Annotated in this window: 34 protein-coding genes; 19 read left to right on the forward strand and 15 right to left on the reverse strand. The window is 70.3% G+C overall.

The window, feature by feature from the left end:
- Positions 1–159: 159 nt before the first annotated feature.
- From ACIF8S_RS28345 to ACIF8S_RS28410, 14 genes are all read left to right on the forward strand, one after another.
- Positions 160–582, forward strand: a complete 423-nt coding sequence (locus ACIF8S_RS28345; RefSeq protein ID WP_400002786.1) for a hypothetical protein — start codon at positions 160–162, stop codon at positions 580–582.
- Between the two features lie 90 nt (positions 583–672).
- Complete coding sequence (locus tag ACIF8S_RS28350) at positions 673–1,560, forward strand: hypothetical protein (protein WP_400002788.1); 888 nt, start codon at positions 673–675, stop codon at positions 1,558–1,560.
- Between the two features lie 157 nt (positions 1,561–1,717).
- Positions 1,718–2,440: a hypothetical protein gene (locus ACIF8S_RS28355; protein WP_400002789.1), complete on the forward strand. Its 723-nt coding sequence runs from the start codon at positions 1,718–1,720 to the stop codon at positions 2,438–2,440.
- 81 nt (positions 2,441–2,521) lie between these two features.
- The gene (locus tag ACIF8S_RS28360) at positions 2,522–2,971 is read left to right on the forward strand and encodes a hypothetical protein (protein WP_400002791.1); all 450 of its coding nucleotides are present in this window, start codon (positions 2,522–2,524) and stop codon (positions 2,969–2,971) included.
- 78 nt (positions 2,972–3,049) lie between these two features.
- Positions 3,050–3,628, forward strand: a complete 579-nt coding sequence (locus ACIF8S_RS28365) for a hypothetical protein (RefSeq protein ID WP_400002792.1) — start codon at positions 3,050–3,052, stop codon at positions 3,626–3,628.
- A 144-nt stretch (positions 3,629–3,772) separates the two neighbouring features.
- A complete protein-coding gene (locus tag ACIF8S_RS28370) occupies positions 3,773–4,666 on the forward strand; it encodes a hypothetical protein (RefSeq protein WP_400002793.1) in 894 nt (297 codons plus the stop codon).
- A 125-nt stretch (positions 4,667–4,791) separates the two neighbouring features.
- Positions 4,792–5,712 (forward strand): hypothetical protein, encoded by a 921-nt coding sequence (locus ACIF8S_RS28375; RefSeq protein ID WP_400002795.1) that lies wholly within the window; start codon positions 4,792–4,794, stop codon positions 5,710–5,712.
- A 72-nt stretch (positions 5,713–5,784) separates the two neighbouring features.
- Positions 5,785–6,060 (forward strand): hypothetical protein, encoded by a 276-nt coding sequence (locus tag ACIF8S_RS28380; RefSeq protein ID WP_400002797.1) that lies wholly within the window; start codon positions 5,785–5,787, stop codon positions 6,058–6,060.
- Positions 6,061–6,087: 27 nt separating this feature from the next.
- On the forward strand, positions 6,088–6,219 hold the full coding sequence (locus ACIF8S_RS28385) for a hypothetical protein (RefSeq protein WP_400002799.1): 132 nt from the start codon (positions 6,088–6,090) through the stop codon (positions 6,217–6,219).
- A gap of 21 nt (positions 6,220–6,240) precedes the next feature.
- Positions 6,241–6,873: a hypothetical protein gene (locus tag ACIF8S_RS28390; RefSeq protein WP_400002800.1), complete on the forward strand. Its 633-nt coding sequence runs from the start codon at positions 6,241–6,243 to the stop codon at positions 6,871–6,873.
- The gene (locus ACIF8S_RS28395; RefSeq protein WP_400002801.1) at positions 6,866–7,327 is read left to right on the forward strand and encodes a hypothetical protein; all 462 of its coding nucleotides are present in this window, start codon (positions 6,866–6,868) and stop codon (positions 7,325–7,327) included. The genes ACIF8S_RS28390 and ACIF8S_RS28395 overlap by 8 nt, the downstream gene beginning before the upstream one ends.
- A gap of 80 nt (positions 7,328–7,407) precedes the next feature.
- On the forward strand, positions 7,408–8,139 hold the full coding sequence (locus ACIF8S_RS28400; protein WP_400002802.1) for a hypothetical protein: 732 nt from the start codon (positions 7,408–7,410) through the stop codon (positions 8,137–8,139).
- A 183-nt stretch (positions 8,140–8,322) separates the two neighbouring features.
- Positions 8,323–8,598 carry a hypothetical protein gene (locus ACIF8S_RS28405; protein ID WP_400002804.1) on the forward strand — a complete coding sequence of 92 codons (276 nt, stop codon included), beginning with the start codon at positions 8,323–8,325 and terminating at the stop codon, positions 8,596–8,598.
- 104 nt (positions 8,599–8,702) lie between these two features.
- Complete coding sequence (locus ACIF8S_RS28410; RefSeq protein WP_400002806.1) at positions 8,703–9,644, forward strand: hypothetical protein; 942 nt, start codon at positions 8,703–8,705, stop codon at positions 9,642–9,644.
- A 104-nt stretch (positions 9,645–9,748) separates the two neighbouring features.
- On the opposite strand, the gene ACIF8S_RS28415 is transcribed toward ACIF8S_RS28410, so the two are convergent.
- The 6 genes from ACIF8S_RS28415 to ACIF8S_RS28440 form a co-directional block, all read right to left on the reverse strand.
- Positions 9,749–10,663 (reverse strand): hypothetical protein, encoded by a 915-nt coding sequence (locus ACIF8S_RS28415; RefSeq protein ID WP_400002808.1) that lies wholly within the window; start codon positions 10,661–10,663, stop codon positions 9,749–9,751.
- On the reverse strand, positions 10,660–11,493 hold the full coding sequence (locus ACIF8S_RS28420; RefSeq protein ID WP_400002810.1) for a ParA family protein: 834 nt from the start codon (positions 11,491–11,493) through the stop codon (positions 10,660–10,662). Before ACIF8S_RS28420 ends, ACIF8S_RS28415 begins: the two co-directional genes overlap by 4 nt.
- Positions 11,494–11,630: 137 nt before the next feature.
- The gene (locus tag ACIF8S_RS28425) at positions 11,631–13,031 is read right to left on the reverse strand and encodes an NAD(P)/FAD-dependent oxidoreductase (protein WP_400002812.1); all 1,401 of its coding nucleotides are present in this window, start codon (positions 13,029–13,031) and stop codon (positions 11,631–11,633) included.
- Between the two features lie 126 nt (positions 13,032–13,157).
- Complete coding sequence (locus tag ACIF8S_RS28430) at positions 13,158–14,369, reverse strand: MAB_1171c family putative transporter (RefSeq protein ID WP_400002814.1); 1,212 nt, start codon at positions 14,367–14,369, stop codon at positions 13,158–13,160.
- Positions 14,369–14,968 carry a toxin gene (locus tag ACIF8S_RS28435; protein ID WP_400002816.1) on the reverse strand — a complete coding sequence of 200 codons (600 nt, stop codon included), beginning with the start codon at positions 14,966–14,968 and terminating at the stop codon, positions 14,369–14,371. Before ACIF8S_RS28435 ends, ACIF8S_RS28430 begins: the two co-directional genes overlap by 1 nt.
- Positions 14,965–15,588, reverse strand: a complete 624-nt coding sequence (locus tag ACIF8S_RS28440) for a hypothetical protein (protein WP_400002818.1) — start codon at positions 15,586–15,588, stop codon at positions 14,965–14,967. Before ACIF8S_RS28440 ends, ACIF8S_RS28435 begins: the two co-directional genes overlap by 4 nt.
- Positions 15,589–15,875: 287 nt before the next feature.
- Between ACIF8S_RS28440 and ACIF8S_RS28445 the strand changes: the two genes are divergently transcribed.
- The gene (locus ACIF8S_RS28445; RefSeq protein WP_400002820.1) at positions 15,876–16,325 is read left to right on the forward strand and encodes a hypothetical protein; all 450 of its coding nucleotides are present in this window, start codon (positions 15,876–15,878) and stop codon (positions 16,323–16,325) included.
- 47 nt (positions 16,326–16,372) lie between these two features.
- On the opposite strand, the gene ACIF8S_RS28450 is transcribed toward ACIF8S_RS28445, so the two are convergent.
- Together ACIF8S_RS28450 and ACIF8S_RS28455 are read right to left on the reverse strand one after the other, a co-directional pair.
- On the reverse strand, positions 16,373–16,690 hold the full coding sequence (locus ACIF8S_RS28450; protein WP_400002822.1) for a type II toxin-antitoxin system PemK/MazF family toxin: 318 nt from the start codon (positions 16,688–16,690) through the stop codon (positions 16,373–16,375).
- A complete protein-coding gene (locus ACIF8S_RS28455; RefSeq protein WP_400002824.1) occupies positions 16,687–16,917 on the reverse strand; it encodes a hypothetical protein in 231 nt (76 codons plus the stop codon). The genes ACIF8S_RS28450 and ACIF8S_RS28455 overlap by 4 nt, the downstream gene beginning before the upstream one ends.
- A gap of 352 nt (positions 16,918–17,269) precedes the next feature.
- Here ACIF8S_RS28455 and ACIF8S_RS28460 point away from each other — a divergent pair, with 352 nt between their 5' ends.
- Positions 17,270–18,388, forward strand: a complete 1,119-nt coding sequence (locus ACIF8S_RS28460; RefSeq protein WP_400002826.1) for a helix-turn-helix domain-containing protein — start codon at positions 17,270–17,272, stop codon at positions 18,386–18,388.
- A gap of 42 nt (positions 18,389–18,430) precedes the next feature.
- On the opposite strand, the gene ACIF8S_RS28465 is transcribed toward ACIF8S_RS28460, so the two are convergent.
- Together ACIF8S_RS28465 and ACIF8S_RS28470 are read right to left on the reverse strand one after the other, a co-directional pair.
- Positions 18,431–18,943, reverse strand: a complete 513-nt coding sequence (locus ACIF8S_RS28465; protein ID WP_400002828.1) for a hypothetical protein — start codon at positions 18,941–18,943, stop codon at positions 18,431–18,433.
- A gap of 181 nt (positions 18,944–19,124) precedes the next feature.
- Complete coding sequence (locus tag ACIF8S_RS28470) at positions 19,125–19,388, reverse strand: hypothetical protein (RefSeq protein ID WP_400002830.1); 264 nt, start codon at positions 19,386–19,388, stop codon at positions 19,125–19,127.
- Positions 19,389–19,636: 248 nt separating this feature from the next.
- On the opposite strand from ACIF8S_RS28470, the gene ACIF8S_RS28475 reads away from it, so the two are divergent.
- The 3 genes from ACIF8S_RS28475 to ACIF8S_RS28485 are packed head-to-tail and all read left to right on the forward strand — an operon-like array spanning position 19,637 to position 22,294.
- Complete coding sequence (locus ACIF8S_RS28475; RefSeq protein ID WP_400002832.1) at positions 19,637–20,317, forward strand: RNA polymerase sigma factor; 681 nt, start codon at positions 19,637–19,639, stop codon at positions 20,315–20,317.
- Positions 20,301–20,690, forward strand: a complete 390-nt coding sequence (locus tag ACIF8S_RS28480; RefSeq protein ID WP_400002834.1) for a hypothetical protein — start codon at positions 20,301–20,303, stop codon at positions 20,688–20,690. The genes ACIF8S_RS28475 and ACIF8S_RS28480 overlap by 17 nt, the downstream gene beginning before the upstream one ends.
- Positions 20,687–22,294 (forward strand): hypothetical protein, encoded by a 1,608-nt coding sequence (locus ACIF8S_RS28485; RefSeq protein ID WP_400002836.1) that lies wholly within the window; start codon positions 20,687–20,689, stop codon positions 22,292–22,294. Before ACIF8S_RS28480 ends, ACIF8S_RS28485 begins: the two co-directional genes overlap by 4 nt.
- A gap of 54 nt (positions 22,295–22,348) precedes the next feature.
- Here ACIF8S_RS28485 and ACIF8S_RS28490 read toward each other — a convergent pair whose 3' ends face one another.
- From ACIF8S_RS28490 to ACIF8S_RS28510, 5 genes are all read right to left on the reverse strand, one after another.
- Positions 22,349–22,807 (reverse strand): single-stranded DNA-binding protein, encoded by a 459-nt coding sequence (locus ACIF8S_RS28490; RefSeq protein ID WP_400002838.1) that lies wholly within the window; start codon positions 22,805–22,807, stop codon positions 22,349–22,351.
- A gap of 51 nt (positions 22,808–22,858) precedes the next feature.
- Positions 22,859–23,917: a peptidoglycan-binding protein gene (locus ACIF8S_RS28495; RefSeq protein WP_400002840.1), complete on the reverse strand. Its 1,059-nt coding sequence runs from the start codon at positions 23,915–23,917 to the stop codon at positions 22,859–22,861.
- Positions 23,918–23,991: 74 nt separating this feature from the next.
- Positions 23,992–24,603: a hypothetical protein gene (locus ACIF8S_RS28500; protein ID WP_400002842.1), complete on the reverse strand. Its 612-nt coding sequence runs from the start codon at positions 24,601–24,603 to the stop codon at positions 23,992–23,994.
- Between the two features lie 31 nt (positions 24,604–24,634).
- Positions 24,635–25,276, reverse strand: coding sequence for a hypothetical protein (locus ACIF8S_RS28505; protein WP_400002844.1), 642 nt, complete (start codon positions 25,274–25,276; stop codon positions 24,635–24,637).
- A gap of 21 nt (positions 25,277–25,297) precedes the next feature.
- The gene (locus tag ACIF8S_RS28510) at positions 25,298–25,936 is read right to left on the reverse strand and encodes a hypothetical protein (protein ID WP_400002846.1); all 639 of its coding nucleotides are present in this window, start codon (positions 25,934–25,936) and stop codon (positions 25,298–25,300) included.
- Positions 25,937–26,301 lie beyond the last annotated feature (365 nt).

Raw genomic sequence — 26,301 nt, forward strand, 5'->3', positions numbered from 1 at the left:
GTCACCCCCGGGACCCTCCCGAACGGTCAGCCGTCGGGAATCCCAGGGGAACCTCCCCCATTTTTTCGGAGCTACCCCTTCCCGTCATTTCCCTTGGTGTACTATTCTTCATGTTGGCGGGAGAGCACCCGCCAGACCACAAAGGGAGGAACACCCCTCGTGAACGTTTCCCTTGCAGTGAAGCCCCTGGAGGAGCTCACCGCGCAGTACGGGCCGATGCGCACCGTGCTGCACCACGCGGCGCCGACCGCCATCCCCTCGCAGCAGCACCCCGTGCACGTCTTCAACATCCTGGGCGGGGACACGCTGCGGGAGTCGGTCATCAACGGCGCCGACGGCACCCCGGACCTGTTCGTCCGGCTCGTCAAGTACATCGACCCCGTCTCCCAGTGGACGCGGTACGCCGTCGACTACTGGTCGATCAACGGCTACTGGGCCACCGACCACGTGCACCGCCCCGTGGCCGAGTCCGCGTACGAGACCGCCGTACTCGCCGAGTTCGCCGACCCCACCCTGACGCTCGACCGCGAGCGGTTCCGGTGCGGCCTGGCCAGCTTCTACGACGTCACCGACGTCATCTGACCGGTCCGGTCCCTCTCGCCGGGGCGCGACCGTACGCGCCGCGCCCCGGCACCCTCCCCGTCTCGTCTCACCACTCCAGGAGAACGCATCATGGCCAGCGCCAAGACCACGTACCGCACCGTCCACCCGGGCACCGGCGAGGAAGTCACCTTCACCAAGGGCGGCCGTCCCATCCGGTGGATCACCTGGGGGGACTTCGGCAAGGGCGAAGGGTTCGTGCACTTCGGCTACAGCTCCCAGCAGCTGTACGCGAAGGCCGTGCGGGCGCCCCGCTCGACCAACCCGTACGCCGAGCGGTACGAGGCCACCCCGGCTACGGTCGTCGAGGACAAGCCCGCCGGGCCGACGCTCGCCGAGCAGTTCCCCGTCGACTCCACGGCCGTCTACGTGCCCGAGGGCGGAGCGCGCGATGTCGTCATCGTCAAGTCCGCCCCGGACGCCGACGGCAAGGCCGACGCGGTCAGCGGCCGACTCAACGGCGAGATGATCCGGGTTGCTCTGGCGGACCTGCACCCGATCCCCGCGCCGCTCTCGGAGCCGCAGGGCGAACTGACCCAGGTGTGGTCCGTGGTGGACAGCGAGGGCCGGGAAGTCGCCCGCGTGCAGGGCGGGGAGACCCGCACCGAGGCGATGAAGGTGGTGGAGGCCGACCCGGTGGCCGGTCCCGTGTCCCGCCGTGAAGGCGGCGTGGGCCTGCGCCGGCTGCGCTCCTCTGAACTGTCCGTCCCCGTCGGGGAGCTGCGCGGACTCCCCCGGAAGGCCCCCGCACCCCGGGTCGTGTCGTCGACCACCAGCAACGGCCGCACCATCACGGTCACCGCCGGAGTCACCCGAAAGTCGATTCCGACGCGCCTGCGGGAGTCCGGAGCCCCGGGCGGCATGGCGTTCAGCAAGACCGCGGGCGCCCTGCGCTGGGTCCTCCCCGGCGGCGAGGAGCTGACCCCGGGCGAGGCCGCGAAGCGGTACCTGGGCGACTGACCACCCCCGGGCGGGGCGCAGCACGGCGCCCCGCCCCCCTTCCCTCCCGCCGCACGCTCACCACGGCCGCCTGACAGCTCCCCCGCCCGGGGCGCGGCCCCCGCTGCGCCCCTGACCGTCCCTTCCCCGTTCCACATCCCCGATCAGGAGAACCCGCATGTTCCGTACGACAATCACCCGCACCGACGGCACAAGCAGCACCGGTACCGCTACCGAGGCGCACGCCCTGTCGCTGCTCCGGCGGGCCGAGAGGTGGGAGCACTGCGCCGTGGAGGCCACCCGCCGGGGCGGCGCGATCATCGAGCGGCGGATGTGGGAGGGCGGAATCATGCGCACGCGCAAGATCGACCTTGAGCCGCTCACCCCACTGGGGAGCATCACACCGACCATGCGCGGCGCCTTGGACGCCATCGCCGCCCGTGACGCCTACCTGGTCACCGACGCCGTGGACATCTTCCGGTCCCGCAACGGCCGGATCTGTGCCGGCCTCGAAAGCATTCCGCCGACCGCATCGAAGCGGCTCGTGGACCGCAGTTTGGTCGTCCTCGGCACCCCGTACCCGTCGACGTCCAACGGCTACCTGCCCGAGACCCGTACCCCGGTTCGTCTTTCCCTCTCGGCACGGCTGGCACTGCACGCCAAGGACCACCGCACCCGTACCGGCGAGCCGCTCGGGTACGTGAAGCCCATGGACGTTGGCCTCAACGCGATCGGCCTGAACAAGGGCGGGAGACGCGGGGGCACCATCTACGACGGCACCAGCGCGGCGAGCTGCACGTGCCGCGGCTGGGCGGGGACGTTTGAGCGGCGCATGTTCGCGCTCGACCAGGCCCGGATCCACCGCCAGGAGGCGACCGCCGCCCTCGTGCGCACCCTCTGACCCGCGAGCCTCGCCGGGTGCGCTGCTGCGCCCGGCCTTCACCGCCTGCCTCCACCCGCTCCCGCTCTTGAGGACGTTGTCATGCAGACCATCACCCTTTTCGAACTCCCCCCCGCCGAGGCCGTGAGGCCGACGCGCCGACGCAGGCCCCTCGCGCTGGGGGAGCTGCCCGTCTCGAGCGTCCCGGCCGCGTACGACCGGGAGCACCTCTACAGCCCGAAGGCGAATACGGCCGCGGCCGTCGACCACCGGCCCGGCGACCAGTTCCCCCCGCTGCCGGTGCCCCCGTCCGGGCCGAAGGCGTGGGGCGCCTGGTGGAGGGATGAGGCCAGCATGCCCACGCCGGACTACTTGGGGCTGGAGCCCGGCGACGTGATCACCCTTCACGACGGCGACACGGCGACCGTCGTATCCACCTGCCGGTTCGGCGCCGTCGTCCGCTACGCGCTGCCGCCGAGCGACTGGCACGACCAGGACCACGCGGAGATGTACGTGACCGCCCGCAACCAGTTCGGCCACTGGTACCGCTGACGGCCGCTCCGGAGGGCCCCCGCGCGCCCCCGGGCCCGTACCACCCCTGTACGCCCGCCCACCGTTCCCGATGGAGAGATGACGATGCTCGAACAGCCCGTAGACCTTGAGGCGGAGCCGGAGGCGGTGCGCGCGCTGGTGGGCCGGACCATCACGGTGACGGGGGCCTTGTCGGGGATTCCGGACAGCCGGCCGTACCTGTTCCGCGTGACCAGTGCTCGCATGTCGCCCGACGTGGCGTCCGGCGTGGTGTGGGTGACCGGTGACCGGCTCCGCATGGACGGCACGCCCGCCCGGCGGAAGCGCGGGCCCGTGACGGACATCATCATCGGGCTGGCCGACGGCTGGCCCGAGGTCCTCAAGTTGCCGCCTCTGCCGCCGCGGGAGTGGGTGCGGGAGGCCGTGGGACAGCCGGTATACGCAGATCACCAGCGCCCCCGCATGGCCGCCCGGATCGTCGACCAGGGGGCGACCTACCGGGTCACGGTCGGGAACGTCGACGAGGACCAGGCCGTGCCCGGCGAGCAGGTGGCGCGCCGGGTGGCCGAGGCACTCGGTGAGCGTGGGATGCGGCTGGACCGGCACGCGGACGGGCGGGCGCTGCGGATGCGCTACGACGACGGCCGGCCCCCGGTGCTCCTGACGCCTGAGAGCTGAGCCGGTCCGTACAGCGGCGGTCGTCCTGGTGGGCGGCCGCCGTTTCGTTTTTCGCCGATCCCTACCCCAATTGATTTCCGTTGGTGTAGTGTTTGTGGTGTTGGTGCAGAGCAAGCGCCGACAGACCACGAAGCGAGGAACACCATGGTTACTGCCGCCCTCTTCGACATTCCCACCCCTGCGGGGAACGCTCAGCCGAAGGCAAAGCGTCCCGCCCCGGTGCACGCCGAACGCCGCTGGTTCGCCGACGTCGACCGCGTGACCTACCTGGGCACGCACCAGCCCTCTTGGCTCGCCCGCGAAGAGTTCGGCAACGACTGCATCCCGCTGTGCGTCGCCCACCAGCGGCTCGACGGCCGCAAGACCATGCCGCGCGCCGTCACCCCGTGGATGCTCGACTCCGGCGGCTTCACGGAGCTGTCGAAGTACGGCGAGTGGACGGTGTCCCCGTACCACTACGCGGAAGCGGCCCGCCGGTACTACGACGAGATCGGCCTGATGGACATGTGCGCCATCCAGGACTGGATGTGCGAGGACGAGATCCTCGCCAAGACCGGCCGCACCATCGCCGACCACCAGCTCAAGACGGTGGCGTCGTTCCTGAACCTGATGTCGCTGGACGCCGACCTGCCGTGGATGCCGGTGATCCAGGGCCGCACCCTCGACGACTACCTGCGGTGCATCGACCTGTACGACCAGGTCGGCGTCGACCTCACCCTCGAACCGGTCGTCGGCATCGGCTCCGTGTGCCGCCTGCAGCAGACCGACGAAGCCGCCCGGATCATCGAAACGATCTGGGGGATGGGCGTCCGCCTGCACGGCTTCGGCTTCAAAAAGACCGGTCTCCGGCGCGTCGCCCACCAGCTCTACAGCTCCGACTCGCTCGCCTGGTCGTACAACGCCGTGAACCGGGCCCCGATGCCCGGCTGCGTGGGCAAGCACGTGCACTGCGGCAACTGCCCGAAGTACGCCCGCGCCTGGCGTAACCAGCTCCTCAACTCCCTGCCGGACGACCCGCAGCTCCTGCTCGCCGCCTGACCCGCAGCAGCTCCCCGGGGCGCCCCACCGCGCCCCGGACCCCGGTTCTGACACAGCCCGCCGTGGCGCGACGTTCCCCCATGCGCCCGGCACTTCCCGCAACCCCTGTCCCTGGAAGGACACCGATGGAACCCCTCGACTTCACCCCGAAGGACATCCCCGCCCTGCGCCGGGCCGCGCGGTACCTGCGCCGCACCGAGCTGGAGCTGCCGAGCACGGCCCACACGCTTACGCATGACGCCATCCTCGTTTCCGCGCTGCGGCTGGACGGCAAGGCCGACGAGCTGGGCGGGCAGGCCCCCGACCCGAGCGTGAAGAACACCCGACGCCCGATCTTCAACCAGCTCGTCGCCCCGGAGGCCGGCGGGCCCGTCTTCCACGAGGAGGCGAAGGCGCTCCTCGACGCGCACGAGGACGCCGTCCGGGCCGCCGCCGCGGTGGGCACGCTGCGCCTCCAGGGCGCGATGCTCGCCCTGCACCCAAAGACCGACAACCCCCGGCACGGATGCTGTGGCAGGCCGAAGCTCTGCAAGGGCAGCCACCGGCCGGAGTGCCGGAGCAGCGAGCACACCATCGGCGGTCAGGTGCCGTGGCCATGCCGGTCGCTGCGCGCCGTCGGTATCCGGAGCGACGCCGACGCCGACGCCGTGCGCCAGGCCCTGGCCGAGCTCGAGCGCCAGGACCCGCACGGCTACCCGAGCCGGAAGAAGGGGACGCGCGGCCGCGCCGTGCACGCCACCCGGCAGATGCACGACGGCATCGGCAACATCGGGGCGTGCGGGGCGTACTTCCCCCGCGACAAGGAGTCCAGCCTTGAGGCCCCCGACGCCGAGGTGACGTGCCAGGCGTGCGTCAAGGCTCTCGCCGCCAAGAAGCAGGCCGACGACGAGCTGAACGCCGCGCTCAACGGTGGACGCGCGCACCACTGCACGCTGCCGCCCACCCGCCGCCTGCCGTGCGGCTGCTGCCCGCACCAGGTCTGCGAGGACTGCGAGCGGTGCGCCCACAAGTGCGAGTGCGGCACCGGCGGCACCCCCACCGAGTAGCCCGCCCCGGGCCGGGCGCCCTCCGCGCCCGGCCCCGGTCACCGCCCCGTTCGACCCGGCAGGAGATGCGAGATGACGACGCCGTACGAGCGCCTCATGAACGAAGCCATCCCGACCGGCAGGTTCGGCCGCCCCGACGACAGCCGGGCCCGCAAGACGCCGGCCGCGCCGTCGACCCCGGAGCAGCAGGCCGCACGCCGCGCCGCCCTGGACCAGGCCCAGCACGGTTGGCACCTGCCGGACCAGACCTCGGAGCGCAAGCGGGAACGCAGCCGCGACCGCAAGCGCGCAGGCCGCCCGCGTCACCTGCGTCTCGTGCCCAACCCCACCGACACCGAAGCCGCTTGACCATCCTCCGCCCAGGAAGGCACCGCCATGCGATGGAACGTCACGCCCCGCCGCCGCAAGCCGAACTCCGGCCGCTGGAAGGCCGACCGCACCGAGTCCGTCCGCCGCCGGCCGTGGCCGCTCGACATCCCGTCCCTGTCCGTCCCCCGCCCCGCCTGACCACCCCACCAGGAGAAGACCATGACCAGTGCTCCCGACGCCCACGACCGCCTCACCTACCCGTACGAGTACACCGACGGCCAGAACCATCGTCTGACCCTGCGCACCGCGGTCACCGAGGCCGGGGAGCCGCACGTGTGGGTCTCGGCCGAGAACCTCGCCCACGGCGGCGACCTGGTGGACGTGTGGCTGACGCTCGAGCAGGTCACCGGCCTCGATGCCGCGCTCAGCGACAGCGCGCAGCACCAGGTCACCGACCACACCGGCGAGACGTTGACCGTGCTGCCGGGCAGCACGTGGACCACGTTCGAGGCGGCCCGGCTCGAGGACCAGTACGGGGCGACCGCCGCGGTGCGCGTTGTCGTCCTCACCGCCCGACTGCCGGAGCTGCGCCGCGCGCTCACCAGCACGGCGCAGTTCGCCCAGCAGCGCATTGCCGCCGCCGCGCGGAAGCCGTACGTGCTCACCCCGGCCGAGCACGACCGGGCGTGGCACGCGATCGAGGGCGCCGCCGGCGAGCCGGGCGCCGACCCGGGCACGATCCTGCGGGCCGTCCTCGGCGCGCTGCAGATCCTGCCGCCCAGCCCCGACGACTGGCAGGCCGCCCGCGAGGAGCTGCACGAACGCACGGGCAGGAACCGGTCCCGTGGATGACTGGTTCGGTGTCGACCTGAGCGACTGCGACCCTGGCGACTACGAGCCGCCCACGCCCGTCGACCACTGGTCGGAGCTGCTGTTCCAGTCGACTTGGTGGCACGACCGCGATGGGAGCATCTGGCGCCTGGACGAGCTCGACGAGATGCGGTGCAGCCGCATCTACGGGTTCGTCGCCCGGCACGAGGACGAGACCGGAACGCGCCTGGCATGGGAGGCGACCCGGGCGCCGGTGCCCAGCGGGGACGTGGCGTTCGACGCGTACGACCGCGGCCTTGGGCAACTCCTGGACATGGTGGGCCGGCGGGGCTGGATCCACGAGACCGAGCTGATGCAGGCGCTGCGACGCCGTATGCGGGGTCTGCCTGCGGTCGAGGGAACGTGCTTCTGCGGATACCCCGTCGCCGAGGGCTGGGACCACTCGGCGTGCCGTGCCGGGATGGAAATCGCGTGATCTGCGGGCGGTGTCAGTGCCGCCCGACATGCTGATTGGGCGGAGAGCACCGCCCAGACCACGAAGGGGAGGACGCCGTCATGGCGAAGTACACCGTCACCCGGGCCTGCGGGCACCAGGAGCGGGTGGACCTGATCGGCCCGCACAGGAAGCGCGAGTACGCCCTCGAGCAGATGGAGGGCAGCGACTGCTACGCCTGCGTGGAGGAGAAGCGCCAGAAGGAGAACGAGGAGAACGCGGCGGCAGCGCGGGCGGCCGGCTGGCCGACGCTGACCGGCAGCGAGCGACAGATGGCGTGGGCGGAGACGCTCCGCGCGGCGGCCGTCGCCAAGACGCGGGACTCCGCGGCCTGGTGGCCGGAGAAGTACCCGGAGCTCGAGGAGAACCCGGCCGGGATCATCGAGGCGGCGCTGCTCGCCCAGACGTCCGCGGCCTGGTGGATTGACAACCGGGGCGGGGAGATCGCGGGCGCTGTCACCGTGGCGGCCGCGGACGTCGCGCGGGCGCTGGGGCTGCTGCAGCTGCTGCAGCGGGAGGACCTGGGGCCGCACATCCTCGTCCGGCCGACGATCAACCTGCCCAGGCCGGACGCATACCCCCTGACGCCGATGGTCCGTGCGGCGGTGTGCTCGTGCGGCTGGCAGCCCTACCCGCAGAAGAACGCCGCCCTGGCCGGGCGTGACCACATCGAGGGCCTGGCCGCCGAGGAGCTCGAGGCGGTCCGCAGGGCTCACCCGCAGGACGTGCCGCACGCGTGCACGGAGGAACTCGGGCTGCGCCGGTGCCTGATGCGGCCGTTCCTGCGGCAGTAGCCCTGCGGGGCGGCCGCCGTCGATATCGTGGAAAGCACGGCGCGCCGATCAGCCGGTGCGCGTCGTTCATCCCCGCAATGGCGGGGTCTCTTGCCGGGCCTGGGCCTGGTTCTTCCCCGCGTGGCGGGGATGCGTCGCGCTGCGGCGATCCGTCAACCTCTCGCACCGTGGAAGGCCCCTGCCATGAACACCCCTGTCATCATCCGTGCCGACATCGAGCAGCTCCTCGCCGCTACCGGGGAGGACCCGGTCCTGTACCTCAAGGCCGGGCCCGACGATGAGGGCGGGGAACTGGAGCCCGACGTGTGGGTGTCGGCGTACGTCCACCACTCCAAGGTCATCGTCCACCGGCACGAGGTCGTCGACGCGCTCGGCGACGACCCCGACGCCGACGACGTGGACGACTACGTGGAGCAGCTCCAGCCGGCCGTGGAAGAGGTCGCGGCCGGTCTGGAGTGACCGAAGCGCACCGTGCCTGTCGGTGCGGTGCGGAAGAGTGAGCGGGGTGGAGCCGAAGGTAGCGGCTCCACCCCGCCCCAGTATCTACAGAGACGAGGAACGGAATGGGTAGCTCGGGCCGCGGTCTGGTCCCGCAGGCCGGCGATGATGCCGAGACGGTGCTTGCCCTGGCCGGGAAGCGCACCAAGCGGTACCTGGCCGAGGTGCGCAAGCGGTACCCGGAGGGCTTCGCGCATCTCAACCGCATGGTGCGTCAGAAGGGCGCCCCGGGCATGCCGGACTGGCCGGACTGGTGCTGGCTTCCGCTGGGCGCGTCGTACGCGGTGGTGTCGGGCGGTGGCTCCAACCGGCTCACGGCCACCGACTCCCGCACCGCTGACATGGGGCGGCTCGGGGCGTTGGCGGCGTGGCGTCTGACGAAGGGCGTGTACTGGCTGGAGCCGGACGCCCAGGACGCACACGTCACCCGGCTGTGGCGGGCGCCGAACGTCCCCGTGGATCCGGTGCTGGGCGCCGAACGGTTCGTCGACGGCCTGCCCCAGCACTGCGTGTATGTGGCCCTTCCCCAGGCGGACCGGCCGACGGAGGCGGGCCCGCTGCGGTGGCCGTTGGGGGTGTTCATCCACCTCGAGCACGACGCGAACAACGGGCGGCCGGAGCTGCGCCTGGTGGTGGACACGGACGGCACCTGGGAGGGCCTCCAGCCGCACCCCGTGCTGCTCGACCGGCCGACGCTTCTGGCGTCCAGCCGCGAACTGGCGCACGGGTCCATGGCCACGGTGCGGGGCCTGTTCGAGGGCCTGGGCGAGGACTCCGAGGAGCTGCTCGCCGAGTTCGGGAAGACCATCCCGTTTCAGGTGTGGCCCGTCGTCGAGGCGGTCGTCGACCCGGACGTCATCATCAGTCAGTGGGAGTGGGCCGGTGAGCGGCCTGAGCGCGCTCAGCCGGTGAAGGGGAGCGACGGGCCGCGGTGGGAACCGGCGAGCGAGCCGACGCGCTGGCGTGTGAGTCTGGCAGCTCCGCGGGCCCGGCTGCGGACGGTATGACCTGCCCGCGCCGGCGGTAACTGCCGTATCCTGCCCGTGAAGTCACGCGCGGAGGCCCGGTCACCACCTATGACCGGGCCTCCGCGCTTTGGTGGGTGGTGCGTCTAGTCGAGGGCCTTCTTGGCGGCCTTCTCCGCGGCCTTCATCCGCTCGAGGACCGCATCGAAGACTGTGGAGTCGTCCGGGTCCGCGAACGCCTCCATCAGCCGGAGGGTGACCTCGGAGCGGGGGATGCGGGGCCGGTTGAGGGCGTCCGCGATGTTGATGGCCCGCTTGTCGACGGCCCGGGTCACCGCGGGCGGGATCGCGCGGGAGACCTGCGGCTGGATCTCGTCGACGAGCACGCCCTGGATGGTCTTCGCCAGGGTGTCGACGTCGTCGTCCTGGTCGAGCTCGAGGTCGCCCGGCAGCATCTTGACGGTGTCGCGGATCCGTTCGGCCGTGACCTTGCCGGTGCCGACGCTCTCGGCGACCAGGACGTACACCGCGACGGCGGCGTTGAGGTTGTACGCGTTCTTGACGGGAACGAGCTCGCGGACCTGGCCCGGGTTGACCTGGTAACCGCGGGCGGCGAGGACCTCGCCGATCTCCCAGCCGGCGCGTAGCTTGCCGCACTGGCTGAGTGAGATGCCCTTCTCAAGGGGCGCCCACTCCTCGATCGTGCGGTAGTTCCGCTCGGGCTCGAGCTTGTGTGGGGTGTCGCGGAACAGCCGGCCGGTGGCGATCGTGTCGAGTGCCTTGCCCTGGATGAACCAGGCCGTGTTGCCGAGGTCGACGCCCTCGAGGCACTCCTCGTACCGCTTGCGTTCCTCGTCGGTGAGCGCGCCCTCCCCGGCGGGCTCGACCGGGTCGGGGATCTTGTGCAGGCCGGGCTTGGCGGCCTCGACGGCGGCGGTGACTTGCTGCTCGACCGTCTTCTGCCGTTCGGTCGTCACCCGCTGCTCGGTGCGGGACAGAGCGGCCGCGGTCTCCTTAGGCTTCTCGTCGTCGTCCCACTCGACGTCGAACTTCTTGCTCACGCTGCCTCCACCAGGCCGGCCTTGACGGCGATGTCGCGGAAGAACCCTGCTGTGTCCGAACGGGGACGGAAGAACTGCACGGGCTTGCCCTCTTCCCGGGCCTCCTTGAGGTCGGCGGAGCGGATCGGGATCTCGCCGAGGTAGGGGAGGCGCGGATGCTGCTGCAGCTTGCTGTAGACGGCCTGGTCGAAGGCGCCCATGGGCTTGGTGACCTTGCCGATGATCAGGCCCAGGTGCTTGAGCGCGTCCGCGGGGCGGCCGAGGGCGTCGTTCACCTTGAGGTGCGCGGCGAGCTGTCGGGTGACTGCCTTCATGGCCCAGCGGTCGACGTCGACCTGGATGATGGCCGAGTCCGCTGCCACGGCCTGCGCGTTGGTGTCCGTGTCGATGGCGGGCCGCTGGTCGATCAGGATGATGTCGTACTCGCCGTGGAAGTGGCGCAGCATGCGCGCGTACCGGAACTCGCCGCCCTCGGTCTCACGGAGACGGGACGGCAGATAGATCATGTCCAGGTCGGCGGGGAGGACGTGGATGTTGTCGAACGGCTTCGCCACCAGCGGGTGGGGGTCCGAGCCGTCGATGACGACGGTGCCCTGTGTGGGGCCTTCGTCCTCATCGAGCATTTCGACCCGGAATCCGTCGGTCGCGTTGCCCTGTGGGTCCCCGTCGACGACGAGGACGCGCTTGCCGTAGTAGGCGAGGGCGCCGGCGAGGTTGATGATCGTGGTCGTCTTGCCGACGCCGCCCTTGTAGTTGGTCACGCAGAGGGTGCGTGTCTCTCGAGCGGGTGCGGTGGGGTCCGGACTGGTGTCCCCTCGTGGTGTCGTCATGGGAGGGACGATAGTCAGACCGTTGCGTCGTTTCGGTCAGCGATCCCGTATCGGTACCGGGCGTGGTGCGTGATAAGGCCCCGCACGTCACTCGTACGGGGCCCGGGAGTTGCCCAATTGGGCAAGAATGATCTTGGTCAGGTGAGGGTCGTTTCGCGTTCGCTGTCGCTGAGGGGCGCGGCGGACAGGAGCGGCTTCTTCCGGCCGAAGAACATGGGCCACACCATGTCGGGCGAGAACAGGCGGGTGGGTGGCTTCTCCAGGCTCATGACGTCCAGGAGCGCGCCGAGGGCGCGGGGGTTGCTGGCGCCGGTCTCGACGCACCGGTCGACGTACCCGGCCAGGAACCGCTCGACGGCGGTGGGCGGGGTGTCGGCGGCGCCGGGATAGAGCGCGTCCTGCCCGACAGCCAGGTCCCAGGCGGCGGCTACCGGCTTGGACGCGGCGCATTGGAGGCTGCGGGCGGTGCCCGGCGCGGTCAGGTTCGTGGAGCGCAGGACGTCGCGCACAGCGATGGCGCACTGCGCCGCCACGGTGAGGCCGTGGCCATATACGGGGTTGTAGCTGGCGATGGCGTCGCCCAGGACGAGGTAGCCGTCCGGCCACGCCTTCATCTTCTCGTAGTAGCGGCGGTGGTTGGCGGTGCTGCGTGTGGTGGCGACGTCGCTGATGGGCTCGGCGTTCTTCAGCAGCTCCCCGATGATGGGGTCGCCCAGGCCGAGGGCGAAATCGACGAACGCGTCCGGGTCCGCGGTGGGTTCGCCGCCCCGGGTCCCGGACAGGGTGACGATCCACTGGTGGTCTTCGATGGGCAGGATGATGCCGCCCTGGCCGGGCGCCTTCGCCGGGTTGGCCTGCACGTTGATCAGGGGGAAGTTCGTGTCGGCGGTCGAGCCAGGGGCGCGGTAGAGGCGGGTGGCGTAGGCGACGCCGGCGTTGACCTCCCGCTCGGTGACCGTGGGGAGGCCGAGGTCGCCCAGCCACTGCGGGGTGCGTGAGCCGCGCCCGGTGGCGTCGACGACCAGGTCCGCGGTGAGGGCCTCCTCACGGTCACCGGCCTGGACGCGTACGCCAGTGATGCGGCCCCGGGTGCCCTCGAGGCCGACGACGTGGGTGGCTTCGCGCAGGGTGATCCGCTCGTCGGCGAGGACGCGGGTGCGCAGTCCGGAGTCGAGGAGGGGGCGGGAGCAGACCAGGTTCCGGTGGTGGGTCGAGGTGAACCGGCGGAACCACACCTCGTTGGGGGCGCGGGAGACCATGTCGCCCATGATGTGAGCCAGTCGGGCCCCGCTGGCGACGATGTCGTCGACGACTCCGGGCAGCAGCTCGTTGAAGGCGTCGACGCCGCCGCTCCACACGAGGTGTGCGTGCCGGGACTGGGGGACACCGCGGCGTGCCTCAGGGCCGTCGGGCAGGGTGTCGCGTTCGATGAGGGTGACGTCGGCGAACTCGGTGAGCGCGGCGGCCGCGAAGAGACCGGCGGCACTGGCGCCCATGACTATCGCCGTGGGCCGGCGGGTGAAGACGCTTTCAGACATGTTCGGCATGGCTTTCTGCTCTGGTCGCCCCTTGGCGGGAGCTGGCGACGGTGCGAGGGCGCACCAGGGGTGCGGGCGATCAGGTGACGGTGGGCGGTTCCTTCGCGGCGGTCGGTCCGGTGAGGGTCACCGGCTGGGTTCTGCGCTGCTCGTGGCGGCGAGGTCGCCGCTGCTGTCGGTCGGGGTCCGGCGGGCGGAGCGGCGTGGGCGGCGGCGCATCGCGAGGGAGATGGCCTCGATGTGCTCAGTGATCTCGGGCCCGATGACCGGCTGGTCGGTGGTCTCTCGTGGTGTCCGCTCGTGGAATGAGGCGACGGCGGCCTTGATGGCTGCTGCGCCAGCGGTTCCGCGCGCCGACTCCTCGTCGCCGAGGGCGGCGCGAGCCGCGCGGAACTGCCGTTCGTACAGGTCGGCGTCGTAGTGGGGGGCGAGGCGCAGCATGGCGTCGTGGATGTGCTGTTCCCGCTGGAGGAGCCGCAGGTCCAGAGGTGCGAAGCGGCTGACCCGGGCCTGGGCGGAGGAGGGCTCGATGGTGCGCAGCGCACGCCAGAGCGGGTACAGCCGCTGGTACTGGCGACGGTCGGAGATCCACCGCTGCAGGGGCGGCCCGGCCTGGGGGATGATGAAGCCGACGGCGACGAGGACGGCGTCCAGTAGGGCGAACGGCGGGGCCAGCTTGGTGCTGAGGAAGTCCCAGTCGACGCCGTTCCATCGCGCACCGACGGCCACGATCTTCGCCACGTCAAAGACGAGTCCGGAGGCGTATCCCGCCTGGAGGCAAACAAGTCCGGCCTTGAGCCAGCGGCTTTCCACCGCGGAGAACCAGGTGCCGATCATGTACGCCGCAACCAGGGCAGAGACCATGTGCGCGACCAGGTAGAGCAGCACGTGCTCACGCATGAAGGGCGTGTTCGCGTAGAAGGTGTCCAGGTCGTAGATGCGTTCCTGGCCGACGTCGGCCAGGAGGAACGTCACCCACAGGCCGACGATGATGCCGGTGTAGATCACGTACACGAGCCGCATCCGCCGGTCGCGGGCCGGTGAGGGTTCCTCCCGCCACCGCATGATCATCGTCAGGCAGGTCGCGCAGAACGCCGTCAGCAGCGAGTACGTCCACGGTGCCGCGATGTTCGGTACGCCGGTGACCTCGTTGATGCGGTGAATGTTCACCGGCGTGACGGAGACGAACACGCAGGTAGCCAGCCCCAGCAGGAGAGACGTTGCTCGGACGTCGGCGTCCCTCCAGGCGCGGGCCAGGGTGGGCGCCTTGAACGCCAGCGCGACGGCGAGCAGCAGGGTGGGGACGGCGTAGGGGATGTGGAGGTCGTCGAGGCTCATCAGAGGAGGTGGCCTCGCCGGTTGGTCATCGACAGCTCGATCCGGCCCTCAACGGTGGAGGGGGTGACGGGGCCCTTCGCGTGGCGGCCGGTGATCCACGTGCGGACCTCACGGCCGAACAGCAGCCCGAACGTCTCGGCCTCGACCTCGTGCTCGTCCGCGGAGTCGGCGCGCGCGGCGAACGCCATGAGCGCTTCGCGCGGTACTTCCTGGCTGGACAGGATCTGTTCGGCCGCCCGCTGGAGCATGTCCGGGGTCTGCTCCGTGGTGAGACTGCGAGCCGCTGCGGAAATGCCGTGGCTGCATTCTCCCTGCTCCTCGTGGTACAGCTCGTGTCCGAGGATGACCAGTTGCGAGTCGGGGACGGCCCGTTCCTCCACGACGATGATGGAGTAGTCGCCGCAGTCCAGGCGCATGCCGGAGACGGGTATGTCGGCCGGGAAGGACCGAAAGACGAGCTGTATCGGCCGGCCGGTGCGGGCAGTCATCGCCTTGCAGAACTCTTCCATGACGACCCTCGGTTCGGCGGGCCGCTGGATGGCTTTGCCTGCTTCCTTGCCGAGTGCCGACAGCAGCCCCTTCATGGCGCGGGTGCTCATCGCGGCGCGTCCCCCTGCTGCTGGATGGTCGGCATGACGGACTTGATGACGCCGGCCAGGAGAGCCTCGAGTTGCTCATTGGTCAGGGCGGCGCCGTGCAGGCGCAGGTCGGACCCGACTACGCCGTACCGCTCCATGAGGACCTGGACCGGGTCGACTTCGGGCGTCTCGTACCTGTTGAGCCTGAGCTGCAGGACTCTGTTCAGGGCCTCGGCCGGGGGTGCGGTGAAGAATGCCTCTCCGCCGTCGACCTCGAAGAAGTCGGCGATGCCGTGCAGCAGCGTCACGTTCGGCACCTTCTCACCGCGGAGCAGCTTGCGCGCCCACACGTCGGAGATGCCGAGCCGGGTATGAACCTCCGCAACCAGGTCGCCCTCCCGCTTTCCGTACTTGTGCAGATGGGCGTCGGAGAGGTTCTTGATGCGGGAGCACACCCGTTCCTCGACGGTCGTTGTCCCGGGATCGTCGCCATTGAGCAGGGCCCGCACGACGGTCACGGGCAGAGCCGTCTCATCGGCCAGCTCCTCGGGATTCAGCTCCTGCTCCCCGATATGCGCTCTCAGGCGTCGAAGAGTCTCGGCGAGGGAGTACGCCACCAATCGCTCCTGAAGGTCAGTCATGGTCCGTCTGTCTGGTGCACATTACGCTGTCAGCCCCCAGGCGCGAAACGATCGTTCAGTAACGGATAACGATCGTTGACACCAAGGTCCAGGCCGTTGCAAGATCCGGCATGTGCGGAAGCGGTCCATCCGGCCACTCCGCGTAGCCGCGCGCAGAACCTGCCACAGGACCATCCATCGCCCCCACCGAGAGCCGACATGATCACCAACCCCAGTCGAAGACCCAGCGACCGCTGACGGTATTCGAACTAGTATTCGCACAACGTAGCCGACGGGACGGACCAGCCGTGACGCTCTCCGATGCGACACCCCACAAGTGGACAAGCCTGCTCGGCAGGACCACCGAAGCTCTCAGGACCGAGAGCTCCGTGGACTTCGCCATGGGCCCCACCGCCACCCCTGCCGAGGCTTTGGAACGCGCCTCTGCTGCCGTCTCCCTGGCCCTGCCCCGTCTGCTCGACGGAGTGCCGAACGCCCACCAGACGCGCAAGGACGTGCAGGCGGTCGCAACGGAACTGATCGACATCACCGCCCGCCACCAGGCGGGCCCCACGATGACCGGCCGCATCTCCTACGACGGTGCGCACGTCACCGTGTCGATCGGAGACATGGACAGCCGGCTGCCCGCACCCGAGGTTGAGCCGGGGCTGTACCTGGTGCACCGCCTTGCCGCCGAAGTGGGCCAGCACGCCGGCGACCACGGCGGCCGGGTCACCTGGGCCGCGGTCCCGGCATGACAACGCCCCCGACCGGAGCCCGGCGGGGGCGAGACGACAACGTGGTCCTACAGGTCAAGGACCGCACGAACCGCACGGTCGACGCGTTCCATGTCCGCGGCAGAGAGGTAGCCCACGAGTTTGCCCTGCTCGAAGCGCACGGGGCGGAACGCTGCGATGTCAGGAGCCATGACGACACCGCGCACAGGGTTCTCGACGGGAACGGTGACCAGGGTGTCCCGAGCGTCGTCTGCTTCCTGGATCAAGGCGCACAGGATGCCGCCCGGGTGCAGCCGGATCACCGCGTTGTTCTCGATGACCAAGACGGTCCGCTCACGGCCCACGGTGGGGATACGCCACACCGCCCCCCGCTGGATCTGGTTCACGCAGCGGCCTCGATGTCTGCCTCGGAGGCTTCGAACACGTCGTCGGCAGCATCTCGGGCACGCAGGCGGGCGTACTCCAGCATCCCGTCGTTCAGCAGCTTCTCCTCGAGGGCCTGCTCCACGTAGGCCGAGAAGTTGGAGCCGCCGGCTTCCTTGGCTCGCTGCTCGAGTTCGGGAGGCAGCGTGATGCTGACCTTGCTCCTTGCGGGCATCTTCGGTGTCGTCATGCCATCCATCCTACCGTCGGGATGACGCGGGTGTAAGGTGTGATCGCCAACACCGAAAGTAGCGGCAGAAACGCAGAAGGGGCGCCAACCTGGCCCGGTCGACGCCCCAATCTTCCTACCCAGTTCCTCGCCAAAGGGGGTAGGGACTGCTTGGCATCGAGCATACAGGCTGCTCGGCGCGGACCACTCGTTTCCGTGCCCACCTGTGATATCCGCGATGCGCGGTTCCTGCTCTCTGTACGACAGAGAGAGTTCTCATGAGCACTACCCACATCGGCGTCGCGCTCGACATCCCAGCCGACATCAGCTCCATCGAGCGCCTGCTCCTGGCAGAAACGGCAGGTGTCCCGGCGTGACCATCAAGCACATCGCCATGGTGCTTGAAGCCGAAGGGCTGGACGGGCCCGAGAAGCTGCTGCTGATCGCCTACTGCAACAGAACCGACGATCACGGCTACTGCTGGCCGGGGCAGCAGCGTCTCGCGGACGACTGCGGCACGTCCACGGCCACGGTCAAGCGCGTCAAGAAGAGGCTGATCGACAAGAAGCTGATCGCCTCGATGCGCCGTGTCGACCCACGGACGGGCGAGCCGATCTCGAACCTGACGCGCGTCAACCTCGAACTGCTGGCGGCGATGCGTCGCAAGCGCACCGAGTACGACGACAACGTGGTCGAGAAGCTCACGTTCGGCGACGACGTACCGGTGCCGACCAAGAAGAAGAAGCAGGCTCCCAAGCGCACCGCACGACGCGCTGACCTGCTGACGGCTCAAGATGAGCCCGACCCTGTGGACAACACCGAACCCCCCTTTGACCTGCTGATGGCTCAAGATGAGCCCGACCCTGGGCTCAAGATGAGCCCGACCCCGGTTCAAGATGAGCCCGACCTCGGGGTCAACCTGAGCCCGACCTGGGGTCAAGATGAGCCACTAACCGTCAGTGATCCACCAGAGAACCCTCACGGAACCGTCCGTCCCTCCGTAGGTTCCACCCGCATCCTCCAGACGGAAGGACGGACGGACGGAGAGATGGCCCCCCAGCAGCAGGAGGTACCCCGCACCGAAGGGGTGCGCTTCCTCCAGGAGCTCGGCAACCAGCACCCCCGCCTGATGATCACCGGCAAGCCCTTGCGGGATCAGGGGACGGTCGTCGACGAGCTGTTCGCGCGTGGCTGGAAGGACGAGGTTCTGTGGGAGCTGCTCACACGGCCTCTGCCGGAGCCCCTTCGCAAGGACGTGAGCGCGGTCATCGCCAAACGTCTGCGGGACGCGCTGGACTCACCGCTTCCCGGCCCCCGTCGTGCGGCGGAGAGCGAGGAGACTCCCACGCCTCCGCGGTACACGGCGGACTCGGATCCCGTGGTGCGGCGACGGTACGAGTGTGAGGGCCGCGCCGGGCTGTGCGGGGTGCCCGTCGAGGCGAAGGGGGATCTCTGCCCGGCTTGCTCCCGGGTCCCCGAGCTGGCGTTGTGACGACGCCGTCGGCTGAGGCCCGCCCCAGTCCGGGGCGGGCGGTCAGTCCTCGGGGCGGCGGAGCTGGCTCACCGCGTCGGCGGTCAGCTCGGCGAAGTCCTTGTCGTAGTACCAGGCGACAGGAAGACCGTCGCTGGTGTCGATGACGGCCCAGGGGCACAGTCGGCCCTTGAACCGCTTGTCGTCCTCCGGCCGGTATTGCACGACGAATCGGTCGTGCGGCTCGTCGTCGGGGGCTCCGACGTGGGCAAGGTGGGAGGCGATGCGTTCCGGGTCGACGGCCGGGGGAGCGGGGCGCCGGCGGCCGGGGGGCTCCGGCAGGTCGTCCGGGCGGACGCCCAGGTCCTGTAAGGCTTCGGGGAGCTGGCCCAGGTGCCGGGCGACGATGTAGTCGTTCTGCTCCTGGAGCGTGCCCACCTCGCGGTTGCCCAGCTGTACGTACAGGGTGAGCAGCTCCTGCAGTGCCCGGTGCGCGCGCTTCTCGTCGCGGCGGCCGCGGGCTCTGCGTACCTGCTCACTCAGCGCCGCGGCGGTCGCGGTGAACGAGTCAGACACGGCAGCTCCTGTCCCACGATGAGCGGTGAGAATGTGCCACGCTACTACCCACCACATGTCTTCGGATAACGGGCCTGGGCGCCCCTCCTTCCCCTAAGTGCTTTTCGCGCACAGGCCACGCGCCTCGCGGCGCGGCTGGCTAGGAGGGAGAGGCGCCCAGGCCCGTTATCCAAAAGATCAGTCAGGCGTTGGCGCGGCCGCCGTTTCCGGCGACTCGCATCACGTAGAACCCGCGCCGATCGGGTTCCCTTCTCGTAAGCAGAAGACCACGTCGGCGGCCGGCGCGGATCACCAGGCGCAAGGTTTCACGAGGTAGTCCCACGTCCTCTACATGCGCGGCCGCCGCCGGGGCGTCCAGCCACTGCTCGTACGGGAACCGCATCAGTGCCGCGTAGATGGAAGCATCAGCCGCCGGGGCGGGCGCGGGTGCGGGCGAGGTCGTCACGGGTGCTCCTTCTCTTCGCGGTGGGGCGTCCGCCGAGTTGCTCTCCCGACGGCGCCGGCGGTCGGCAGATTACAGTACGCCAAGGGAAACCGACTATCGGTCATACGTGCGGTGACTGTCGCAACATGGCCGGTTATGCTTCGTTCGCGCCACAGCGGAAGACGATCCTCCTGTACCCGGTTGGGTGTCCCGAGCAATCCGACCCCGCACATCGGGCGCCTCGTCGGCACATGGGGGGACACCACGCCGTGACCGCAACTGCAGCAACCAATGACCAGCTCATCGCCCGCGCGGCCGCCGGCGGCGCCGACGCCCCGTCGGCCATGAGCGAGCTGTACTCCCGGCTGCACTCGACGGTGCACAACTGGGTGCGGCAGTACGTCCGCGACCCCCACATCTCCGAGGACATCGCCCAAGAGGTCTGGATCAAGGTGGCGCAGAACGTGGCGCGTTACCGGCCCGGCACGAACCTCATGGGCTGGCTGATGACCATCACCCGGAACACCGCCGTCGACCACTTGCGCAAGGAACAGCGGCGCCCCACCGAGGTCCTGCAGGCCGACCACCTGCAGCTCGACCGCCCGCGACCGGGCCTGTCCGTGCCCCAGCAGGTCGAACGCCGGCAGCTCGCCGAAGCCATCGCCTCGAGGATGAACGAACTCAAGCCGGATCAGCGCACCTGCCTACGGCTCCGCTTCTTCGACGGCTGCAGTCCCGCGCATACTGCTCAGATCATGGGCAAGACGGAGGGCGCAGTGCGCACCCTGACGGTACGGTCTTTGCGCAGACTGGCCCAGGTGCTGCCGGAGGGGGACTCTTCCGCCGACCTGGTGGAGGAACTCCTGACCATCGCAGTGGGCAGAGGAAGAGTTGTCGGTGTTCGGGTCAATACGACACAGGAGAGGGCGCCTCATGTTGCGACGCGCTGACAAGGGCTCCGAGCGCTTGGAGCGCGCGCTCGAGGGCGGCCCCATCCCCCACGACACCGACACCCGGCGCGCCCTGGCGGCCGCGGGCGCCCTGGCACCTGGTCACATCCGCAGCTCGGAGCGGATCCAGCAGACCCACGACGCGATGATGACCGCCTTCATGCGGACCCTCAACCCAGTTGAGAGCCGCGAGGACGCCGGCACCGACGACGGCCTGGAGGAGACGGACCTCCACCGCACCGAGGTCGCGCTGCCCGGCGGGGGCCAGCTCGTGGTCTCCGACATCGAGGAGATCACACCTGAGCGCCTCGAGGAGACCGCCCAGGCGATGGCGAAGATACTCGAGCGCCGGGCGAAGGATCACCTGAGTTGAGCAGCCCCACCGACAAGCTCAGCATCGTCGTTGGGGAGTTCCCCACCGACGCCGCGCTCTACAACATCAACGGCGCCCGGACGCTCTTTCTGTCCTCCGGGCAGACGTTCAGCAGCGCCGTGCGCAACGTGCGCAACGTGATGCCGGGCATCGCCCTCGAGGCAGCGGAGCGGATGATCCGTGAGCAGTGCCCGGGGGAGTTCAAGGACTTCGACGACCTGCTCGGCCTGACCAGGCCCGCCCCGCCCAGCGTGGACCGTCCGCCGGTGGCCCCTCTCGACGACGTCGTCAAGGAGCAGCCCTCGAACAGGCGGCGCCGCAGGGCCGTCCTCGTCGCTGCTCTGCTTCCCGCGCTGGCCGCGAGCTGGGCCCTGGGCCGCTACACCAACGTCGGCAGCACCGCCCCCGAAGCTCCTTCACAGACAGCGGCGACTGCACCCGACGCGTCCCCCGACTCGCCTGCCGACCCTCAGCGGGCGCCGTTCCTGGAGCCGCGGTTCACTCACTTCGCCGGCGCCAACAACATCGACTGTGACCCGATCAGTCCCCTCGAGGCCGAGTGCACCGACGCCGACGGCAAGGTCATGGCGACCAAGGCCGCCACCGGCCCGGACAGCACGATCTTCACGTTCAGCTACGGCAGCGAGCGCATCGGCCTGCGCATCTTCTACGACGCCGCCTATGCGCAGACGTGGGCGCGGCAGGACGGAACGCAGGACCTCTACCCCAACCTGCAGGTTCACGGCCGGTACGCGCTGTGGGGCACCGACGCGGCGCGGCTTGCGGAGTACGGCACGCTGATCGCCCAGGCTGACCGCGGGGTCACCCCGATGGGCGAGGTGATGGCGACGCCTCTTCCTCCCCGACTGGCCGCGCTGACTCTCGGCACGCTGGGCCTGGACCAGAACCAGGTGCACCAACTCATCGCGCAGACGCCGGTCCCCGTGCCCGCAGACACGCCCACCATCATGGCGGCCCGGCTGGTACTGGGCCTGGACCAGGCGCCGTTGGGCCCCAGCGTCGATGCTCCCGGGGGCGAGGACATCGTGGCCATCGCTGCGGGTATCGAACCGGCGTCGGGCCCCAGTGGGCCGACCACAGAACCGACCAGCCCGCCGCAGACCACCCAGCCGGCGACGCAGCCGTCCACGACCCCAGTGGAGCCGAAGCCCCCGGCAACCACGCCGCCGGCGGAGCCGACGAAGCCGCCTGCGGATACGGCCCCGCCGCAGGAGCCGACCAAGCCGCCCGCGGCAACACCTCCGGCGACCACCCCGCCCGCCACGACGCCCCCGACGTCACCACCGGCGACCACCCCGCCGCCGGTGACGCCACCGCCGGCCACGACACCCCCGGTGACACCACCGGTGGGAGAGGAACCGTCGATGCCCCCGGTCGAGCCGCCTGCGCCCACGGAGCCGGTGTCGCCGGTGGACCCCCCGCCCACCGACCCCGTAGAGCCTCCGGCCGATCAGGCGCCCGACCCGACGCCGGAGGGGCCTCCGGGCGAGACGCCCCCCGCCGATCTCCCGGCACGGCCGCAGGAGGAAGGCAGGAACGATCTGCTGATCCTGGACTCGGCCTGGACGGTCGCAGCCGCCTGAAAGACCCGTAGGGCCCCCAGACGCCGATCTGGGGGCCCTACGTCGTGCGCGGTATCAGAACGGTGGCTCGTCCCCGCTCGGGGCGTTCCACGGGTCGTCGGCCGCAGGGCGCCCCTGCGCCGCGGCGGCCGACGAACGCTGCCCGGTGCTCCCGCTCCTGGTGACCTTCGCGGTGGCGTTGCGCAGGCTCGCCCCGACCTCCTCGACGTCCAGCTCGTAGACCGTGCGCTTGACGCCCTCACGGTCCTCGTAGGAGCGCTGCTTGAGGCGTCCCTGCACAATCACGCGCATGCCGCGCTGGAGAGACTCGGCGACGTTCTCCGCCGCCTGGCGCCACACGGCGCAGGTCAGGAACAGGCTCTCGCCGTCCTTCCACTCGTTCGTCTGGCGGTCGAAGGTGCGGGGGGTCGAGGCGACGCGGAACTTGGCCACCGCGGCGCCGGACGGGGTGAATCGGAGTTCGGGGTCGTCGACCAGGTTGCCGACGACGGTGATGACGGTCTCGCCTGCCACGGAGGGCCTTTCGATGTGAGCCGGCCCCCAGGCAGGGGGCCGGCTGAACGGTCAGGAGAACAGGAGCTTCCAGGTCAGCGGTCCGGGCAGGCCGTCCGCGTCACCTGCCAGTTCCTTGCGCGAGAGCTGGAAGTCGCGGACGTTCTCCCGGTCCGCGTCCGACCAGCGCGGGCCCGGCCCCTTCGTGTAGTGCCTGCCGTAGCCCTTGCGGACCAGCTGCTGCCCGAGCGTGGTGATGTGCGCGTTCGACTTCCCCGGCCCGAACTTGTCCCGGCCGGGGAACGGCGGCGCCGGCTTCACGGTGACCTTGCTCGGGAGGGTGCCGAGAAGCTCCTTGAGGGACGCCTCGCCCGGGATGCCGTCGGCGGCCTTCCCGGTGTAGCCGAGGGACTTCTGGAACTCCGCGTAGTTGGCGGTGTCGGCGTCCGTCCAGCGCGGCCCGGGGCCCGAGGTGTAGTGCCGTCCAAACCCGCGCTTCACCAGCTCCTGACCGACCCGGGTGACGTGGGCGCCGTACGCCCCGTACCCGTACTCGAGGCCCTTGATGGTGACCTTGTAGCGGGCGATGGAGCCCGAGCCGCCGTCCGGGATCGAGCCGCCCGGGTCCGGGGCGGGCTTGTAGTCCCCGGCCGGCATGCCCTGCTGCACCCACGCGTACAGGTGCTTGCCGGGGCACTGCGTGGCGAAGCCGTCCCGGTGGCCCTTCATCGCCAGTCGGCGGCCGGTAAGTTCGCACGCCTTCTCGTACAGGGCTCGGGCTGCGGCCAGGGCCTTCGCGCTGGGCTTCTGGTCGCCTCCGATGGCGATCTGCACACCGATGCCGGTGATGTTGTGATCGGGGCAGTGGGCGCCCTGCAGGTACCAGCCGCGGCCCTCGTAGATGTTGCCGGCCTGGTCGACGACGAAGTGGTAGCCGACCCCCGACCACCCCTGTGCCAGATGCCCGGCCTCGATCGCGCGCATGATCGAGTAGCCGGTGCGGGTGATCGGGGTGCCGCCGTCGTAGTGGATGAAGAATTCGGTGCGGCGGCTCAGGGGAACGGACGCCGGAGTGCCGTTCCATGCCTGTGCTCCCCAGGTACCGCGGGAGATGATGTCGATGTTCGTCACGGTGGTGCCCTCCGCTGTGTGATCAGGGAGGGGCACCGTGCAAGGCGTCGACGGCTAACGTCGCGCCGTGGCCGTCACACCTGCGCGATGGGGCCTGTGCGACCCCAGTGGCCTCCGCCCGGCACCACGAAGCTGAGGCGCCACGGCTTGTGGCCCTCGGCGGTGCAGGTGGCCCACAGCCGCATGCGGCCATCTCTGTACTGCTCCCGCCAACGCTGCTCTCCCTCCACGCCCTCGTACCAGGACGGCCGCACGGAGGAGTCGGTGGCGAGGCGGGTCATGTCGCTGGGCTCCAGGAAGAACGGGCCCACCGTGCGGCCTTGCCCGTCCGCCCCGTCGATGCCCGGCCGGAAGCGCCGCGGGCCCCAGATCACTTCGGCCCGCATCTCCCTGGTGACGCTGCCCGCAAGTTCGACGTCGTTCGAGCGGTCGCGGTCGTCGCGCACCTGCAGGTGCACCTGCAGGCGCCCCAGGGACCCAGGGCCCTCATACAGGACATCGAGGCCGTCGGGCTGTTGCCGCATCCGTAGCTGCGGCGTCAGCGCGTTGTGCCACCGGTCCCGTTCGATCTGGGCGACGGAGCCGGCAGTCGCGTTGGCTTCTCTAGAGGCCCGCCAGGAGGCGAAGGCAGCCACGCCGCTGAGGGCGGCGGCAGCGGCTGCGATGGACGTGTCAGCGATTCCCATGCGGGCGGACCCTAGCTCAGCGGGCCGACATTCACTCCAGGACCTCGGCGTCGACGATGCTGCCGTCCTCGAGTTCCGGCGGGTACTCGACCGCGAAGAGGGAGCGGTCCAGGCGCTCGGCGAGCGCAGCCAGGTCGACGGCCTGGTCGTCGCCGCCGGTTGGCATGTCGCCCAGGCCGGTGATCTCGACGGCCAGGGTGGCGTCCTTGCCGTACTGGTCGCGGTGCTGCCGCTCCAGGTACCAGGCATCGGCGCGCCAGTCGGGGGCCGTGCGGTCTTCCACGGTCTCCTCGACGATCTCGCCGGTCACCGAGTCCCGGAACTTGCGGGTGGTGACCTTGGTGACGATGCCGCCGTCGGCGACCCGGCGGATGTTCATCATGGCGCGCGCGGCCGCGGAGGCGCGGGCGGTGCGGACCTTCTCGTACAGGGCCGCGTACTCCTCCTCGTCCGGGTTCGGCTTCTCGCCTGTTTCGCGGGCCTCGATCTCGGCGCGGCCGCGGGCCATCCATGCGAGGAAGCTCGAGCGGGAGACGCCGGCCATCTCGGCGGCCAGTTCGACAGCAACGCCCGTGCGCGAGGCCGCGACGAGACGCTGCTCGACCTCTTCGGAGAGTAGGCGCGGGCGGCCGGCCCGGCTCTGGGGCCGGCGTGCCTTGCGTCGGGTGGCCATGGTGTTCCTCGGAAGGGGCGGTCAGCGGCTGGGGGTGAACATGTGCCCGCAGGCGGGGCACGCGGTGTGGGGGGCGCGTCCCTCATCGTCCGGGCTGAGGTCGTCGCCGCTGCGTTCTCCGTCGTCGGGCAGGTGGAGCAGGGGCGTTTCGTCTTCGCGGCCGCCGCCGGGCAGGGTCTCGGGGTCGACCTGGGCGAACAGCTTGTCCATCTCGTCGTCCGTGATGGCGAGGGAGTCGAACAGCTCCGGCTCACCGGTGGCCAGGTCCTCGAGGATCTCGGCGAGCTCGCGCGGGTTCCATCCGCCCTCGCCGGGCAGCCGGTTGAGCTTGATGGCGAGGGCCTCGGCATCGGCATCGCTCTTGGACGCCCAGCCGCGCAGGACCGGGACGAGCCAGCCACCGTCCTCGTCGATGACGATGCCGCTCGGCGCGCGCATGCCGCGGTTCTGCATCTCGATCAGGGATTCGCGGCGGCCGTGGCCGTGAAGGGTCTTCTGGGTGCGTTCGTCGACGACCGGGATCTCCACCAGGCCGTGCATGTCGATCGACGCGATCATGAGCTCGAGTTCGTGCCGCTTGGGGTTGCGGTCCGCCGGTGTCAGGTCGGTGAGCGGCAGGTAGGCGATGAAGCGCGGCGGCCTGGCGATCGTCTCGGTCACGGCTGGTGCGGTCCTCTCCCATGCGGTCGGTGTCCGGCGACGGGTGAGGGCTGCGAGCCCGCGGACTTCTACCGCGGCGCCCCGCCTCGCAAGCGGGACATGCCGTCATGGCCGGTCCTCACCCGCCGCCGGGCCAGCTCCGCCCTCGTTCCGGATGGGGTGGAGCCGGGGCCCCGCCGCGTTCGGTGACGTCGCCGCACGCTGCAGAGCCGGGAGGAACGTAGGTGGGTGCGCCGCTTACGTCGCGCACTCCACAAGCCCTTTGCCTCGGTGTACTATTCGGAGCGGTTGGGAGAGCAACCCAGCTACCTGGGCCTAGGTGTAACAAAAATCGGCCGGCGACGTACCTCAAGGTGACGCCCCGA

Origin of the sequence: Streptomyces sp. NPDC085937 (assembly GCF_044540535.1) — a bacterium.
In the GTDB taxonomy this organism is placed as follows: domain Bacteria; phylum Actinomycetota; class Actinomycetes; order Streptomycetales; family Streptomycetaceae; genus Streptomyces.

Coding starts and splice junctions, on each gene's coding strand:
- ACIF8S_RS28350 (WP_400002788.1), top strand. CDS start 673: ATGGCCAGCGCCAAGACCACGTACCGCACCGTCCACCCGGGCACCGGC.
- ACIF8S_RS28355 (WP_400002789.1), top strand. CDS start 1,718: ATGTTCCGTACGACAATCACCCGCACCGACGGCACAAGCAGCACCGGT.
- ACIF8S_RS28360 (WP_400002791.1), top strand. CDS start 2,522: ATGCAGACCATCACCCTTTTCGAACTCCCCCCCGCCGAGGCCGTGAGG.
- ACIF8S_RS28365 (WP_400002792.1), top strand. CDS start 3,050: ATGACGATGCTCGAACAGCCCGTAGACCTTGAGGCGGAGCCGGAGGCG.
- ACIF8S_RS28370 (WP_400002793.1), top strand. CDS start 3,773: ATGGTTACTGCCGCCCTCTTCGACATTCCCACCCCTGCGGGGAACGCT.
- ACIF8S_RS28375 (WP_400002795.1), top strand. CDS start 4,792: ATGGAACCCCTCGACTTCACCCCGAAGGACATCCCCGCCCTGCGCCGG.
- ACIF8S_RS28380 (WP_400002797.1), top strand. CDS start 5,785: ATGACGACGCCGTACGAGCGCCTCATGAACGAAGCCATCCCGACCGGC.
- ACIF8S_RS28385 (WP_400002799.1), top strand. CDS start 6,088: ATGCGATGGAACGTCACGCCCCGCCGCCGCAAGCCGAACTCCGGCCGC.
- ACIF8S_RS28390 (WP_400002800.1), top strand. CDS start 6,241: ATGACCAGTGCTCCCGACGCCCACGACCGCCTCACCTACCCGTACGAG.
- ACIF8S_RS28400 (WP_400002802.1), top strand. CDS start 7,408: ATGGCGAAGTACACCGTCACCCGGGCCTGCGGGCACCAGGAGCGGGTG.
- ACIF8S_RS28405 (WP_400002804.1), top strand. CDS start 8,323: ATGAACACCCCTGTCATCATCCGTGCCGACATCGAGCAGCTCCTCGCC.
- ACIF8S_RS28410 (WP_400002806.1), top strand. CDS start 8,703: ATGGGTAGCTCGGGCCGCGGTCTGGTCCCGCAGGCCGGCGATGATGCC.
- ACIF8S_RS28420 (WP_400002810.1), bottom strand. CDS start 11,493: ATGACGACACCACGAGGGGACACCAGTCCGGACCCCACCGCACCCGCT.
- ACIF8S_RS28425 (WP_400002812.1), bottom strand. CDS start 13,031: ATGTCTGAAAGCGTCTTCACCCGCCGGCCCACGGCGATAGTCATGGGC.
- ACIF8S_RS28430 (WP_400002814.1), bottom strand. CDS start 14,369: ATGAGCCTCGACGACCTCCACATCCCCTACGCCGTCCCCACCCTGCTG.
- ACIF8S_RS28435 (WP_400002816.1), bottom strand. CDS start 14,968: ATGAGCACCCGCGCCATGAAGGGGCTGCTGTCGGCACTCGGCAAGGAA.
- ACIF8S_RS28440 (WP_400002818.1), bottom strand. CDS start 15,588: ATGACTGACCTTCAGGAGCGATTGGTGGCGTACTCCCTCGCCGAGACT.
- ACIF8S_RS28455 (WP_400002824.1), bottom strand. CDS start 16,917: ATGACGACACCGAAGATGCCCGCAAGGAGCAAGGTCAGCATCACGCTG.
- ACIF8S_RS28480 (WP_400002834.1), top strand. CDS start 20,301: ATGTTGCGACGCGCTGACAAGGGCTCCGAGCGCTTGGAGCGCGCGCTC.
- ACIF8S_RS28500 (WP_400002842.1), bottom strand. CDS start 24,603: ATGGGAATCGCTGACACGTCCATCGCAGCCGCTGCCGCCGCCCTCAGC.
- ACIF8S_RS28505 (WP_400002844.1), bottom strand. CDS start 25,276: ATGGCCACCCGACGCAAGGCACGCCGGCCCCAGAGCCGGGCCGGCCGC.